The organism is Litoreibacter meonggei (assembly GCF_003663885.1).
Taxonomy (GTDB): domain Bacteria; phylum Pseudomonadota; class Alphaproteobacteria; order Rhodobacterales; family Rhodobacteraceae; genus Litoreibacter; species Litoreibacter meonggei.
Map to the genome: position 1 here is coordinate 687,410 of NZ_RCCE01000001.1, position 14,634 is coordinate 702,043.

Sequence of the window (14,634 nt, forward strand, 5' to 3'; positions counted from 1 at the left end):
TAGGCTAAGGAAGGAGAAAGGACGCGTCCATGTCACAGCCACCCGGTCGGGTCGAGGATTTCACCAAGCCGTTTCTGGTCATGGCCTATGTGGTGCTTTTCACAGGGCTGTTCATCTTATGGGCCGCGTTCGGCTACGCGATATCGCTGCTTACCAGCCTGTTTTTGCATGTCCTATTGCAGAAAGTCCCAAGGCGCGAATAGCTACTTCCCTGCGCAAATTCGTGCCGCCGCCGCCAAAGCCCCATCCCCGTGAGGGATGTTCAGCGCCTTCAACCCCGCATCAATCGAGCCGAGCGTGCCCATCAGCATATGCATGTTCACATGACCCATATGGCCGATGCGGAAGAAACCATCGGACATCGGGTCATCTTCGGTCGCCATGCCAAGGCCGATGCCCAGCGTGAGGCCAGCCTGTTCAATCAGCCAGTTGCGCAAATCGGTGCCATGTGGCGCACCTATTCGCAGTGACGTCACCGCGTTGCTGCGCGCTGCAGGGTCGGTGATATTCAGTTCCAGCGGGCCGCCTTCACCCCAAACGTCACATGCCGCCCACAAGGCGCGGGCTAGTGTAGCGTGGCGGGCCAGCACATTCTCCAGCCCCTCCTCATGCAAGATCATATCAAGTGCGACGCGCAAGCCGTAAAGGTGGTGGGTCGGTGCGGTGCCGCAGGACATCTGATAATAGCCTTCGGGATTGGCGCGCGGGTGCCAGTCCCAATAGTCCGAAACCCGCTCCATCTTTTGGCGGACAGCGGCGGCCTTGTCGTTGAAGAACACGAAGCACATACCGGGCGGCACCATCAGACCCTTTTGGCTTCCGGTCACCACAACATCAATTCCCCACGCACCCATCTGCATGTCGTCGCAGCCCAGGCAGGCGATGCTATCAACGATCAGCAGCGCCGGATGGCCTACGGCATCCATGGCCACTCGAATAGCTGCAAGGTCGGACTTGGCAGAGCTGGCGGTGTCGGTTTGCACCACCAGAACAGCCTTGATCTCGTGGCTAGCATCCGCGCGCAACGCGTCTTCCACCGCTTGCGGGTCAATCGGTGCGCGGCGACCGAAATCTAACTGCTCCACCACCAGCCCACGCTTGCGCGCCGTCTCGGCCCAGCCGTTGGAAAACTGCGCCGCCCCCGGCACCAGAACCTTGTCACCAACCGCCAGCACATTGGCCAGCGACGCCTCCCACGCGGCATGGCCATTGCCGATATACATGGCAACGTGACCATCAGTCTTCGCCACGGCTTTCAGGTCGGGAACCAGTGAATAGGTCATGTCGATCAACTCGCCCGTATAGATGTTCGGCGCGGGGCGATGCATGGCTTGCAACACACGCTCCGGCATCACGGAAGGGCCGGGAATGGCCAGCGTATGACGGCCATGGGACAGGTTGGGGAAATTGGACATGAAACGGGCCTTTTGGAAACCAGAGCAACGACTTGAGCCCAAGAGGTAGAGCCGTCCGAAGGGGCCGTCAATTCGCTATCAGTTATGCGGCGGATCAGCCTTTGTGATAGCGCTTGGACAACTTTTCAGGATCAGCCCCGAAGCTGTAGCGTGTCAGCGTGTCAAAATTGCGCAGGCTTTGGCGCAGCCAGCCGTTTTTCTCGTACCGATCGGCGCCTGTTGCGGCATGTGTATCCAGCAACCGTATGCGCCCTTTCAGCGCCCGCGCCATAGCCACGTCTTCCATCAAGGGCTGGTCAGGGTAGCCGCCGGAATAGTCGTATAACTCACGCGACATCAGCAAGCCTTGGTCGCCGTAAGGCAGGTTCAGCGCAGCACTGCGAAGGTTGGCCCATGACGCCACAACGCGAGGGGCCAACCCCTTGGCGCGGAACCGCAACCGGAATGCAGCAGCAAGGTTTGGATGCTCTGCGCGGTGAACGGCGGCAGCCCCGACCCAATCGCGCGCCAGATGTGTGTCGGCATGTAGGAACAACAACCACTCGCCCTTCGCGGCTTCGGCCCCGCGGCGCAGTTGCCCGCCACGCCCCTTTGCGCCTTTGACGATCTCTGCCCCAGCTTGCTCGGCGATGCGGATCGTCGCGTCGGTGCTGCCTCCGTCCGACACGATCAAGTCTCGGATCATACCCCTCTCCAACCCCGGCATCAGGGCGTTCAGGGTCTCCGGCAGTTGGGCCGCCGCATTCAGGGTCGGGATCACGATGGAAAACGGTGCAGACATATCAGGGCTGTTATACCCACCCCAGCCTCCTATATGACAGAGCAAAGAGAACACGGAGAACCAAATGCCAGACAGCACACGCATGTTGATCGAAGTAAGCGGCAGCGACCGCGAGGATTTCCTGCAAGGACTGGTCACCAATGATCTGGCCAAGTTGTCGGATGGTATCGTCTATGCGGCATTGCTGACCCCGCAAGGCAAGTTTCAGGTCGATTTCTTTCTGGTACCGTGGAAGGACGCGATCCTGATCGACGTCGCTGCCGCCTACGGCGAGGCGCTGATGCGGCGGCTGACCTTCTACAAGCTGCGCGCCGATGTGAAGCTGCAGGAGTTGAAGGTTGATGTGACACGCGGTGTGGGCAACATGCCGGACGGGGCCTATCCCGATCCGCGCCACGACGCGCTCGGTTGGCGCGCTTACGGGCCGGGCTTTGCGTTTGTCGATCAAACGGATGTGGATTGGGACGCGATCCGTGTAGCCCATTGCATCCCCGAGATGGGCATAGAACTGGTCGCCGACGACAGCTTCATTCTGGAAATGGGCTTCGACCGGCTCAACGGCGTCGACTTCCGCAAAGGCTGCTACGTCGGCCAGGAGGTCACCGCCCGCATGAAGCACAAGACCGCGCTGCGCAAAGGTCTGGCTTTAGTAAATATCGACGGCGAAGCCCCTGTGCGCAGCCCCATCGACGCGAACAACAAAGCGGTCGGCACGCTCTACACCCAGTCGGGCGGGCGGGCGATTGCCTACCTCCGCTTCGACCGCGCGACCGAAGGGATGACGGCGGGCGACGCTCGGGTGGATTACATACGGGAGTGATCTGGCAGACCGCTTGTCACGTGAGTTCACTCCAGGTCGAACTTTTGGAAAAGACCGCTCCTACACGGCCCGCCGTTGACGCCGCAGCCACATGGGCTTGAGTAGCGTCCAAATCAGCATTTCTCCGACGGCAAGGTTGAGCCCCCATGCGGATATCATGATGAAATCCCGCATTGGCCCGGTGGCTTCCGCACCCGTGATGATGATCCAGAAAATGCCCAAGATGGCCTGTGTCGATGCGCCCTGACCGATCACATAGGCGCGCAGCATAAAACTGCTGTGCAGGAAGACGTTACGCGACCTGATTGCGACCACGGCGAAAATGATCAGCGCGATCATCGTGGGGCCTAACACCATTCGAACCCAATAAAGCAGGTTCCCTTGGAGGTCTTCCGGGAACAGGTAGAAATGCGTCATCCACACCCCCGTCATCGCGGAGAGAAGGCCGGAAACGGCAATGTAGCGGCCCATCACACGATGCGCTTTGGGGTGGCGACGTCTGAACTCCGGTAAGAACTGGAGCGCACCACCGATGCAAAACAGAGCGCTGCTAAGAATGTGAACCGAAATGGGTATTGGGTTGGACAAGGCCCGCAGATTTTCCGGTGCAATTGCGGGGCCGCCCGAGAGCTCAAGAAGACGTATCAACCCACCAATCACCGGAATGAACGAATATACGCAGATCAGGGCGAAGAGGCCCGCCTCACGTCTTGTTTGCGTGTTCATAGGATACCTTTTCGGTAAAGAGCCGGACCGATGGCCCGATTGTTCGCGCCATCGTTGCGGGTCAACGCGTCAGTAGATGACGTCGTCCCGCGTACAAGTTTGATTCCGTTTGGTATAAGTGGCGTGGACCGAATGCGAAATTGCGCATTTATTAAGATCGGATATGCATAAATGATCGAGTGAACAAAGACAGCGTTCACATCAAAGGAGCGCTATCCGTCCGCCGGTTCGCGCTCGAATGACACTACAAAGCAAGTTCGTGTGGCACTGCAACAAAGTCGGCCATTGGGCCGGGCGCTATGCACCCGCCCGATGGTCATGCTCAGTTCGCTAAACGGGACTTAGCCCCGTTCGCGGATTGTCTTGGCAAACGCCGGAAAAATGTCAGGGTTGGCCGCGATCATCTGGCCACCTTCCAGCAGGCTTTGGCCTTCGCGGATCGGCTCGATAAAGCCGCCGGATTCTTGGACCAACAGCACACCACCCGCGATATCCCAGATGTTCAGGCCCCGCTCCCAGTAGCCGTCGTAACGGCCAGCAGCGACGTAAGCCAGATCCAAGGCAGCAGCACCCCAACGGCGTATGCCGGAACATTGCGGAGCCAGACGCGCAAGGTCTTGCAACGCGGCTGGCAGGTATTTGCTGCCACCGAACGGGATACCCGTCGCAAACACGCTTTCGATCATCTTGTGACGCCCCGACACGCGCAGGCGCTGCTCGTTCATAAACGCGCCCTCGCCTTTTTCAGCGACGAACATTTCGTCCTTGGCGGGGTCATACACAACGGCGGAAACGATCTCGCCCTTATGCTCCAACGCAATCGACACCGCAAAATGCGGCATGCCGTGCAGAAAGTTGGTCGTGCCGTCCAGCGGATCGACGATCCAGCGCCGCGTCGGATCCGTACCCTCGATCGGGTCGCTTTCCTCGCCAACCCAACCATAGGTCGGGCGCGCATCCATCAGTTGTTCCTTGATGATGGCCTCCGCAGCGGTGTCCGCACGGGACACGAAATCCCCCGCCCCCTTCATCGAGACCTGAAGGTTCTCGACTTCGCGAAAGTCTTTTACCAGCGACCGGCCAGCCACGCGTGCGGCTTTGATCATTACGTTAAGGTTTGCGCTGCCTTGCATGGGTCATCATCCTGTGGAGAGGTTTGGAGGCGCGTATAGACCCATCCACCGCATAGGGAAAGCCCTTGCAGATGCGACGCATTTGAACGAGCGTCGCGTCATGTCCGCTGACCGTCCCCTTCTTGGCATCATGCTCATGATCGGCTTTTGCATCCTCGCCCCCATGGGCGATGCGCTGGCGAAGCTGTTGGGCGAAAGTATTCCACTGGGCCAGCTGCTTCTGACCCGCTTCGGGGTACAAACGGCGGTGCTAATCCCGCTAGCGCTGCTCACAGGCCGCACATTGCTGATGTCAGGCCGCGTGTTGCGGCTCACCGTGCTGCGCTCGGTGCTCCATATCATCGGCATCGGGGCGATGTTCTCTAGCTTGCGCTTCCTGCCCTTGGCCGACGCGGTCGCTATCGCCTTCGTCATGCCCTTCATCATGCTGCTGCTGGGCAAATACGTGCTGGACGAAGAAGTCGGCGTGCGCCGTCTTTTGGCATGTGTCGTGGGTTTCATCGGCACGTTGTTCGTGATCCAGCCCAGCTTCGCCGCCGTCGGCGCCCCTGCCTTGCTCCCTCTGGTGGTCGCCGTAGTTTTCGCCCTGTTCATGCTGGTCACGCGGCAGGTCGCCAAACATGCCGACCCGATCAGCCTCCAAGCCGTCAGCGGCATCGTCGCCACCATCATTCTTGCCGCCATGTACTTCATCCCCGGCACGGATACGATTGAGCAATTCCAGCTTGTCATGCCCGAAGGGACCAATGTCTGGTCCATGCTCTTGGCCATCGGCCTGCTTGGCACCTTCGCGCATCTGGTCATGACGTGGAGCCTGCGCTTCGTACCCTCCGCCACCGTCGCTCCGATCCAGTATCTGGAAATCCCCATCGCCACGATGGTCGGCTTCGCGGTCTTCGGCGACTGGCCCAACGGTCTCGCGATGCTCGGCATCTGCATCACCATGGCCGCAGGCCTCTACATCCTGATGCGGGAGCGTAACTTGGCCAAACTGGTGCCGCCCGCGGCTTAGGCCTTTTCGGGCTGGCGTTGCAGCTTCAAAGGCTCGGTGCGTGCCAGCCGGATCACATTCGCCATAAACGGCTTCGACGTATCCTCGGTCCGCGTCGCCGCATAAAGCCGCTTGGTGCGCCCGCCCTTGGTCAAAGGCCGCGTGACGTAATCAGAATTATAGCGCACCTCCCGCACCACCCAATCGGGCAGCACCGCAACGCCACGGTTGGACGCGACCAGCAGCAAGATCACCGCCGTCAGTTCCACTTGCCGCATAGCTTTCGGCTCCACCCCCGCTGGGGCGAGCAACTCGGTGAACACGTCCAGCCGCGTGCGGTCCACGGGATAAGTGATCAGTAACTGGTCGCGAAAGTCCTCTGCCTCGATATACTCTTTCTGCGCCAACGGGTTCTGCGAGGACGCGACGAACACCGGCTCGTAGTCAAACAACGGGGTGAAATCCACGCCCGGCAGGTCTTCCGGGTCCGAGGATACAACCAAGTCGACCTCTTCCCGCATCAATGCCGGCAACCCGTCAAAAGACAGACCGGGGCGGATATCCACATCCACGTCGGGCCAGTTCTTGCGGAAGCCCTCCAGCACCGGAAACAGCCATTCAAAACAGGCATGGCACTCAATCGCGATGTGCAGCCGCCCCGTCTTGCCAACCCGAAGCCCTTCGAAATCCGCCTGCATCGCCTCGACCTCCGGCAAGATGCGTTCCGCCAAGCGCAGCAGCTTCATCCCCGCCGAGGTCAGCTTCATCGGTTTGGCACGGCGGATAAACAGCTCCACCCCCGCCTGATCCTCAAGTCCTTTGATCTGATGGCTCAGCGCACTTTGGGTGATATTCAGCCGGTCGGCGGCCTTGGCCAGACCGCCCGCCTCGTGAATGGCACGCACGGTACGGAGGTGGCGAAACTCGATATGCATACGATCCTCATAATGATGGTGAAAGTTATGAATTTGTCTCACATGGCACGGCATGGCACAAGGCATCAACCCCAATAGGATACCCGCCATGACCCGCCCCAACGTCTCGTTCGAATTCTTCCCGCCTAAATCCGTCGAAGCCAGCTTCCGCCTCTGGGACACCATCCAGACGCTTGCCCCGCTGGACCCGACCTTCGTCTCTGTCACCTACGGCGCAAGCGGCACAACGCGCGAGTTGACGCACGAGGCCGTCACCGCCCTGCACAAAGCCACCGACCTGCGCGTCGCGGCTCACCTGACCTGCGTTGACGCCACCCGCGAGGAAACCCTCGCCATCGCCCGCGATTACATCAAGTCGGGCGTGACCGACATCGTCGCACTGCGTGGTGATGCGCCCAAAGGTCAGGACTTTACGGCCACCGATAACGGCTTCGCCTCCTCCATCGAGTTGATCGAGGCGCTGAAAACCGAGACCGACGCCACGATCCGCGTCGGTGCCTACCCTGACAGCCACCCCGAGGCGGGCTCCATGGACGCCAACATCGCCTACCTGAAGCGCAAATTCGATGCGGGCGCAGATGCGGCGATCACCCAGTTCTTCTTCGAGGCGGACACCTTCTTCCGCTTCCGCGATGCCTGCGTAAAAGCAGGCATCGACAAGCCGATCCTGCCGGGCATCTTCCCGATCGAGGACTGGACCCGCGCCAGCAACTTCGCCAAACGCTGCGGCACGCATGTGCCCGCATGGCTGGAGGAAGCCTTCGCCACCGCCATCCGCGACGACCGCCACGACCTGCTGGCGCAATCCGTGGTGACCGAGTTGTGCTCCGACCTTGTCGATGGCGGCGTGGACCACCTGCACTTCTACACCCTGAACCGCCCCGAGCTGACCCGCGACATCTGCGCGGCCCTTGGCGTGACCCAGAAAGTGGCTTTGGCGCAAGTGGCATAACCCTGCCGGTTGCACCGCGCGGGCCTGTCTCTTACCGTCTCCCCGACACTCCCAAGAAGACAGGCCCGCCCAGATGCCCGAACAATTCTTTCCAAAAAGCCCGGACCAGCTCCCGACCCGCGAGACGATCTTGTCCATGTCCGGCTTGGATTTCATGGAAAGGGTACTGAATGGCGAGCTGCCAATGGCACCAATCGCCACGGGGCTAAACTACCGATTGCACAGTGTGAAACTCGACGAGGTCGTCTTTCGCGGCGCTCCCAAGTTTGACCACATGAACCCCAGTGGAACTGTCCACGGCGGCTGGTACGGCACCCTGCTCGACAGCGCGATGGCCTGCGCGGTGATGACCCGCGTCGCAAAGGGGTCAGTCTATACGACGTTGGAATATAAGGTAAATATCATCCGCCCGATCCCGTCCGGCATGATGGTGGATTGCATCGGCACGGTCGAGCACGCAGGCCGGTCCACAGGCGTCGCCATAGGTAAAATCATCGGCGTGGACGACGGCAAACTCTACGCCACAGGCTCCACGACTTGCATCATCATGACGCCAAAATAGAACAGAAAGCGTCGCAAATACCCCGCCAAAGACGCTGCTTTGGCGGGGTACGATCTTAGCAAAAATTAGTGGCAAGCCGGACGTTTGCCCGGCAACAACACCTTATCAATCACATGGATCACACCATTATCGGCCTTGATGTTGGCAATCACCACATTCGCCGTGTCTCCCGTGCCATCCGCGATGGACACACCACCGGAACCTTTGGTGATACACAAACGCTGGGACGCCAGAATGGGTTTGAAGTAGTTGGAGCCGTTTGGAATTTTCTCGGCCGTCAAGTTGCGGTCATCCACATGGTAAAGCAGCACGTCGGTCAACTGGGCTTTGTTTTCGGGCTTGAGCAGCGTCTCGACAGTACCTGCGGGCAGCGCGGCGAATGCATCATTCACCGGGGCAAAGACGGTAAATGGACCGGGGCCTGACAGTGTTTCAGCCAACCCGGCGGCACCGACAGCAGCCACCAAGGTCGAGAACCGCTCGTCGCCCGAAGCGATCTCCACAATGTTTTCGGCGGACGCGCTCCCTGCGGCCATGGTCGTCACGATGGTCAAAGTCTTGAGGATATTTTTCATTGATCTTGTTTCCCTTTTTGCAATCACGCTTTTGGCATGTGTAAGGGAATACGCTTGGCCGTTGATTGGGATCACCAGATCACGGCCCTGTTATATGTCGTGACCAAGATGTTAGGCAGATTTGCGCATCACGTGTTCGTCAATACGCCTGTTAATTTACGAAGCACCACGTATCTGTAAGGCGTACTCCACTGCACAGCAGGGAGGCAGACAGGGCCGCGCGCGGCTTGCCAAATGTGGCCCTGTCCGCAACCTTCTACATCACTTCGGTTTTGTCGCTATCGAGAAGGGCGGCTATCGGGTCGGGCAAAACCAACCCCTTCCGAACCTCGGCATCAAGCTCCAGTTCCATATCCTGTATCGCCCCCAAGCGCGCGGCGACGTCGTCGATCTTGGCAAAGGGAACAACCACGACGCCGTCACGGTCCGCCACGATCATGTCTCCGGTCTCGACCGGCTGTCCGCCCACCATGACCCGCGTACCAACCTGCCCCGGCCCCGTGCCAAAAGGCGAACCCGGATTGAGCCCGGTACACCAGCACGGCAGTCCCACCTCCAAAATCCCGTCATAGTCGCGCATCGGCCCATCGGTCACGAAGGCCACAGCCCCCGCGTTCTTCGCCATGCCCGCAACGCGGTCCCCCGCAGCGGCACAGCCCTGCCAGCCTTGCGCGGAGCCGATCAGCACGTCGCCGGCCTTGAGGTATCGCAGGCATCCCAAGGTCGCCAATATATCCGACGGCCTGTTCTCCGCCGTCAACGCCGGGCCGGCCACTTGGACATTACTGGTGTCCAGCGGCGAAATATCAACGCACATCGCGCCCACCCCGAACATCGCATCCACCACGAACCCGGTAGGCACGCCTTGAAACGCAGCGACTTGTTCAACCGATGGCCTGCGCCCCACATCCGGCCCGATCCGTAGAGATTTGGGTTCTTCGATCATGGTGCACTCCTCTCAAAGGCGTAACTTTGACGCATCGGCTCCGATCAGCTTTCCAGACACCACCGCATCACGGCCTTTTGCGCGTGCAGGCGGTTTTCAGCCTCGTCAAAGATCACCGAGTTTGGTCCGTCCATAACTTCGGACGTTGCTTCATCATCGCGGTGCGCTGGCAGGCAATGCATGAACAAGGCGTCTGGCTTGGCGTGGTCCATCAACTCCTTGTTGACCTGATAGCCGCGCAGCTGGTTGTGCCGCCGCTCCCGCGCCGATTGCGGATCATGCATGGAAACCCACGTATCGGTGACCACCAAATCCGCCCCCTCAACAGCCGTCTGCGGGTTGCGTTCGATGGAATACAAGCCATCCAGCGACGCCTCCGGGTCCAACGGCGGTGGGCCGGAGAACACCAGATCGAACTCGAACTGCTTGGCCGCATGGGCGAAGCTGGCGAACACATTGTTCCCGTCACCGGCCCACACGACCTTCTTGCCTTTGATCGGCCCGTTAAGCTCCTCAAATGTCAGGATATCGGCCATGATCTGGCACGGATGCGTGCGGTCCGTCAGCCCGTTGATCACCGGCACGGTGGCGTATTCGGCCATCTCCAGCAGCGTGTCTTCCTCAAAGGTCCGCATCATGATCAGATCGACATAGCGCGACAGCACGCGGGCGGTGTCGGCAATCGTCTCGCCATGGCCCAACTGCATATCGGAGCCGGACAGCACCATCGTCTGCCCCCCCATCTGCCGCACGCCCACGTCGAACGACACCCGCGTCCGCGTCGACGGTTTCTCGAAGATCAGCGCGACCATGTGGTCTTTCAGCGGCAGCTCGTCATCCAAAGCCCCCTTGGGGCGGCCCGCGCGGGATTTCTTCACCGAAAGCGCGGTGTCGATGATCTGCCGCAGGTCGGCAGGGTCGGTTTTGTGGATGTCCAGAAAATGCTTCATGCCGCGCCCTCCAAGGCTGTCGCCGCCCTATCCAACCGCGCCACGGCCTCCTTGATTTCGTCGTCAGAGATGGTCATCGCGGGCAACAACCGGATCACATTGTCGCCGCCCGGAACAGTCAGCAGGTGCTCAGCATAACCAGCCTGCACCACATCCGTGTTCGCCACCACGCACTTGACCCCGATCATCAGACCAGCCCCACGCACCAGCTCGAAAATCGTCGGGTGAGACGCCACCAGCCCCTCAAGGCTCTGACGCAACAGGCCAGATTTGCGCGATACGTCCTCCAAGAACGCGTGATCCGCGACAATATCCATCACCGCACAGCCCACAGCACAGGCCAATGGGTTCCCCCCATAGGTCGAGCCATGGGTGCCAGCCGTCATCCCGCTCGCAGCATCTTCAGTGGCCAGACACGCGCCCAGCGGGAAGCCGTTGCCGATGCCCTTGGCCACCGCCATGATATCGGGCGTGATACCAGACCACTCATGCGCGAACAGCTTGCCCGTCCGGCCCATACCACATTGAATTTCATCGAAAATCAGCAGCGCGCCCGTGCTGTCGCACATATCGCGCAGACCTTTCAGGCAGGCATCCGGCAGCGGAATAATCCCGCCCTCGCCCTGCACCGGCTCCACGATCACCGCTGCAATCGTGTCGTCCAACGCCTCTTGCAACGCATCGTGGTCGCCCGCGGTCAGGTTGATGAACCCCGGCAACAAAGGGCCAAACCCCTTGGTCAGCTTCTCAGATCCCGCCGCCGAGATCGTCGCCAAGGTCCGCCCGTGGAAGGAGCCCGTAAAGGTGATGATATTCACCCGCTCCGGCTGGCCTTTGTCATACCAGTATTTCCGCGCCATCTTGATCGCGCACTCCATCGCCTCCGCACCGGAGTTGGTGAAGAACATGGTATCCGCAAACGTCGCCTCGCGCAGCTTATCTGCCAACTCCTCTTGATGCGGGATGTGATACAGGTTCGACGTATGCCACAGCTTCGCCGCCTGATCTTGCACCACCTTCACCAAGGTCGGGTGCGCATGGCCCAAGCCCGTCACCGCGATGCCGCCGGCCATGTCCAGATATCGGGTGCCATCGCGATCTATAAGCCAGCTTCCTTCGCCAGTCTCAAAGCTCATTTTCGCCCGTGAATAGGTCGGCAGTACGGCAGGTATCATCGCGTGGGTATCCTTTACGCAGAGGAAATCCAGATATTGAGGATGTTCCGGAGCAAGTCAATTTGAATGAGGGTAGAGAGGTGCGCCATGCGCACGGATGATCGGACGCTAGATTAGCGTCGGCGTCGCAGCGAAATGATATGTGCGGTCTTGATCATGGGACCGCACCTAAGCCCCGCCGCGCACGCTGTCCAGATTTTTCTCATGCCCCGCCAAATACCACTCCGCCGGATTCTCGACACACAGCATGTAGAGGTCAGCTATGCGGACATTGCTGCCGTCCAAGACAGAAGGTTTCTGCATTGTTGGCCCGTAGATAGACGAGTACGTTACTTGCAACGCATCTTATAATTTGGAGAGATTGATGGCGGTACTGAAAGTTGACTCGAACACAAGGCTTAAACGTAAATCGGGTGAGCCAATCAGCTATCAGATTCATGACTACTTTGAAGATTACTTCCCTAGACCAATCGAACAGCATGTCCGTGAGTTGAATCAGACTTTTCCATTGGCGACCCTTAGATCGCAAGTCGCTGCTGGAAACATGACGGAGGGTCAATGGCTTCTATATACAACCGTTTGTTTCAGTGGACAGGTTTTGAATGGTGGCGCAGAACAGTTTTTCTCCAATTGTCCGGGCCTTATACGTGATGCTGAGACCGTGCTTAAGGATTGGGCTCCAGCAGAGTTCTTGGCCTCTTACAAGACCGCGGCATCACCATTGCTCGACGTGATAGAGACACATGCCGAATTGTCTCCCATCGCTCAAGGGGGCGATCTAGGCGATTTCTGGAAAGCGTTAGAGACAGCAGATGAGTTGATTGACTCCGTTGCTGTTGAAGAGATCGACACTTCTGCTTACGCTAAAAACAGGAATGAGGATGCGAATAACTGGTTCACTGAGCTAGAAACAAAAGTGTTAGATTTTGTGGAGAAAAATCCTGAGCAATTCAAGCATTTAAGCAACTAAAGATCCGCAACCCAAATATATCTGCTCTGGGCTCAAACCGTCATTCCCCGCACGAAACTCGAAGACCTTTGTTGGTTCATTTGTCAGCCTGAAGGCCCAACTATCTGACTCCCTCAACATCCCTCCAGCCCGCATCGCGCCCCTTTCGCACCGCCCCCGCAAGACGCGGACTGATCCAAACTTGTATCCCGACGCATTGGCCTCTAAATTAGGGGCAACTGGAAAAGAACACACCGCCCCCGCAATTCTGTAGGGCGGTTTGTCGTTTGAAGAGGCTACACCGCATGTCATGGACCGATGATCGCGTCGAAGTGTTGAAAAAGATGTGGGGCGAGGGAAAATCCGCCTCGCAGATCGCCAAGGAATTGGGCGGCGTGACCCGCAATGCGGTGATCGGCAAGGTGCACCGTTTGGGCCTGTCCAACCGCTCCGGCGGCGCAAGCCCGGCCAAAGCTGCCTCCACACCCAAGGCAAAGCCCGCAGCCAAGCCCAAGCCCAAGCCGGCCGAGAAACCCAAGGCAGCAGCCGAAACCGAGGCAAAACCGGCCGCTCCGGTCAATCGCCCTCTTGGCCGCCCCAAGCTGATCGTGACCGCGGGCCAGCCCCTACCGCCACAGCCTTCCGCCAACGAAATCAGCCCCGAGGCGCTGGCCTCCGTGCGCGAAGTCGAAAAAAAGGCCAAGAAACTGTCCGTCATGGAGTTGACCGAGCGGACCTGCAAATGGCCCGTAGGCGACCCCGCGACCGAGGATTTCTGGTTCTGCGGCCTGCCAGCCCAACAAGGCAAACCCTATTGCGAGGCCCATGTCGGCGTCGCGTTCCAGCCCATGTCCGCCCGCCGCGACCGTCGCCGGTAGCGTCACGCAAGCTTGTCAAATGAAACAAAGCGCCATACCCTTTCGGGTGTGGCGTTTTTTTTCTGCCTAATTGATTAAAAAATTTATAGGTGCTCCATGGGCAACGAACGGGTTTCCATACTGTGGAAAGAAGTAGGTGGCATTCGCTACTCGATGCTGCAAAGCCCTACATCATCGGCCTATGTTCCGGGTGAGGACATCAAGTTTTTTGGCGAACACAACTACAACCCCAAAGGCCCCACAGGCGCGGATTCCACTAAAAAGTTCGGAAAACTGCCACGCGGCAAACGCGTATCTGGAAAAATCGCTCCGATGAGGAATCCATTCGCCAAACCCGCAGTGCCACATACAAGCGCCCAGCGTCGGGTTGGCGTTGGCCAAGGCGCAACGTCTGCCGCAGCCGAGGTCGGCTTAATGGCGATATCGCGCCATCATTTGAACTCCATAAACGACAAGCTTTGGAGAACCCTGCAGAATATGTCGGACGAGATCGTTGCTGGCATCAAAATGCACGGTGGCGTGCTGATCGTCGGGCGCGTCTCGATGATGCCAACACCAAATCCAGAAACCAACATGCGCCAAACATTCTTCTATGATGCCTATATAAAGGATGGTGCCAAAACGATTGACGAGCTCTACACCCCCGAGGTCCAGTCCAACGCCGCCCCCAGCTTTGTGGGGCCGCAACCTTGGGACGGGTTGCTGAAGTCGAAAAGCGCGTCAGCGAGTGCCCGCGAATACAAGTACCCGTCCCCAAAGCCTTGGGTCGCCCCCGCGGGCTACATGGTGCTCGGAGAATACCTTGTCTTTGCCACATCGGTCACCAATAAGTGGCGCAGGAAGTAG

At 59.1% G+C, this 14,634-nt stretch carries 18 protein-coding genes; 8 read left to right on the forward strand and 10 right to left on the reverse strand.

Annotated features, from left to right (window positions below):
• Positions 1–29: 29 nt before the first annotated feature.
• Complete coding sequence (locus BCF46_RS19700; protein ID WP_170157850.1) at positions 30–203, forward strand: hypothetical protein; 174 nt, start codon at positions 30–32, stop codon at positions 201–203.
• Here BCF46_RS19700 and BCF46_RS03380 read toward each other — a convergent pair whose 3' ends face one another.
• Positions 204–1,415, reverse strand: coding sequence for a pyridoxal-phosphate-dependent aminotransferase family protein (locus tag BCF46_RS03380; RefSeq protein ID WP_121021697.1), 1,212 nt, complete (start codon positions 1,413–1,415; stop codon positions 204–206).
• Positions 1,416–1,509: 94 nt separating this feature from the next.
• The gene (locus BCF46_RS03385; protein ID WP_121021699.1) at positions 1,510–2,196 is read right to left on the reverse strand and encodes a TIGR04283 family arsenosugar biosynthesis glycosyltransferase; all 687 of its coding nucleotides are present in this window, start codon (positions 2,194–2,196) and stop codon (positions 1,510–1,512) included.
• 64 nt (positions 2,197–2,260) lie between these two features.
• Here BCF46_RS03385 and ygfZ point away from each other — a divergent pair, with 64 nt between their 5' ends.
• Positions 2,261–3,016 (forward strand): CAF17-like 4Fe-4S cluster assembly/insertion protein YgfZ, encoded by a 756-nt coding sequence (ygfZ, locus tag BCF46_RS03390; protein ID WP_121021701.1) that lies wholly within the window; start codon positions 2,261–2,263, stop codon positions 3,014–3,016.
• Between the two features lie 60 nt (positions 3,017–3,076).
• On the opposite strand, the gene BCF46_RS03395 is transcribed toward ygfZ, so the two are convergent.
• Positions 3,077–3,742 carry a DUF2306 domain-containing protein gene (locus BCF46_RS03395; RefSeq protein WP_121021703.1) on the reverse strand — a complete coding sequence of 222 codons (666 nt, stop codon included), beginning with the start codon at positions 3,740–3,742 and terminating at the stop codon, positions 3,077–3,079.
• A gap of 341 nt (positions 3,743–4,083) precedes the next feature.
• Positions 4,084–4,875 (reverse strand): inositol monophosphatase family protein, encoded by a 792-nt coding sequence (locus BCF46_RS03400; RefSeq protein WP_121021705.1) that lies wholly within the window; start codon positions 4,873–4,875, stop codon positions 4,084–4,086.
• A 100-nt stretch (positions 4,876–4,975) separates the two neighbouring features.
• Between BCF46_RS03400 and BCF46_RS03405 the strand changes: the two genes are divergently transcribed.
• Positions 4,976–5,887, forward strand: coding sequence for a DMT family transporter (locus BCF46_RS03405; RefSeq protein WP_121021707.1), 912 nt, complete (start codon positions 4,976–4,978; stop codon positions 5,885–5,887).
• Here BCF46_RS03405 and BCF46_RS03410 read toward each other — a convergent pair.
• Positions 5,884–6,801 (reverse strand): LysR family transcriptional regulator, encoded by a 918-nt coding sequence (locus BCF46_RS03410; RefSeq protein WP_121021709.1) that lies wholly within the window; start codon positions 6,799–6,801, stop codon positions 5,884–5,886. The genes BCF46_RS03405 and BCF46_RS03410 overlap by 4 nt on opposite strands.
• A gap of 88 nt (positions 6,802–6,889) precedes the next feature.
• On the opposite strand from BCF46_RS03410, the gene metF reads away from it, so the two are divergent.
• The gene (gene metF / locus BCF46_RS03415; protein ID WP_121021711.1) at positions 6,890–7,753 is read left to right on the forward strand and encodes a methylenetetrahydrofolate reductase [NAD(P)H]; all 864 of its coding nucleotides are present in this window, start codon (positions 6,890–6,892) and stop codon (positions 7,751–7,753) included.
• Positions 7,754–7,826: 73 nt separating this feature from the next.
• Positions 7,827–8,315: a PaaI family thioesterase gene (locus BCF46_RS03420; RefSeq protein WP_121021713.1), complete on the forward strand. Its 489-nt coding sequence runs from the start codon at positions 7,827–7,829 to the stop codon at positions 8,313–8,315.
• 65 nt (positions 8,316–8,380) lie between these two features.
• Here BCF46_RS03420 and BCF46_RS03425 read toward each other — a convergent pair whose 3' ends face one another.
• The 5 genes from BCF46_RS03425 to BCF46_RS20060 all read right to left on the reverse strand — a co-directional run bounded on the left by BCF46_RS03425 (position 8,381) and on the right by BCF46_RS20060 (position 12,264).
• A complete protein-coding gene (locus BCF46_RS03425) occupies positions 8,381–8,890 on the reverse strand; it encodes a fasciclin domain-containing protein (RefSeq protein WP_121021715.1) in 510 nt (169 codons plus the stop codon).
• Positions 8,891–9,146: 256 nt separating this feature from the next.
• Positions 9,147–9,836, reverse strand: a complete 690-nt coding sequence (locus BCF46_RS03430) for an RraA family protein (protein ID WP_121021717.1) — start codon at positions 9,834–9,836, stop codon at positions 9,147–9,149.
• Between the two features lie 44 nt (positions 9,837–9,880).
• A complete protein-coding gene (gene argF, locus BCF46_RS03435) occupies positions 9,881–10,786 on the reverse strand; it encodes an ornithine carbamoyltransferase (RefSeq protein ID WP_121021719.1) in 906 nt (301 codons plus the stop codon).
• Complete coding sequence (locus BCF46_RS03440) at positions 10,783–11,961, reverse strand: aspartate aminotransferase family protein (protein WP_121021721.1); 1,179 nt, start codon at positions 11,959–11,961, stop codon at positions 10,783–10,785. Before BCF46_RS03440 ends, argF begins: the two co-directional genes overlap by 4 nt.
• A 168-nt stretch (positions 11,962–12,129) precedes the next feature.
• Positions 12,130–12,264, reverse strand: a complete 135-nt coding sequence (locus tag BCF46_RS20060) for a hypothetical protein (protein ID WP_281272081.1) — start codon at positions 12,262–12,264, stop codon at positions 12,130–12,132.
• A 61-nt stretch (positions 12,265–12,325) separates the two neighbouring features.
• Here BCF46_RS20060 and BCF46_RS03445 point away from each other — a divergent pair, with 61 nt between their 5' ends.
• The 3 genes from BCF46_RS03445 (at position 12,326) to BCF46_RS03455 (ending at position 14,634) form a co-directional block, all read left to right on the forward strand.
• The gene (locus BCF46_RS03445; RefSeq protein WP_121021723.1) at positions 12,326–12,931 is read left to right on the forward strand and encodes a DMP19 family protein; all 606 of its coding nucleotides are present in this window, start codon (positions 12,326–12,328) and stop codon (positions 12,929–12,931) included.
• A 284-nt stretch (positions 12,932–13,215) separates the two neighbouring features.
• The gene (locus tag BCF46_RS03450; RefSeq protein WP_121021725.1) at positions 13,216–13,788 is read left to right on the forward strand and encodes a GcrA family cell cycle regulator; all 573 of its coding nucleotides are present in this window, start codon (positions 13,216–13,218) and stop codon (positions 13,786–13,788) included.
• A 96-nt stretch (positions 13,789–13,884) separates the two neighbouring features.
• The gene (locus tag BCF46_RS03455; protein WP_147435935.1) at positions 13,885–14,634 is read left to right on the forward strand and encodes a hypothetical protein; all 750 of its coding nucleotides are present in this window, start codon (positions 13,885–13,887) and stop codon (positions 14,632–14,634) included.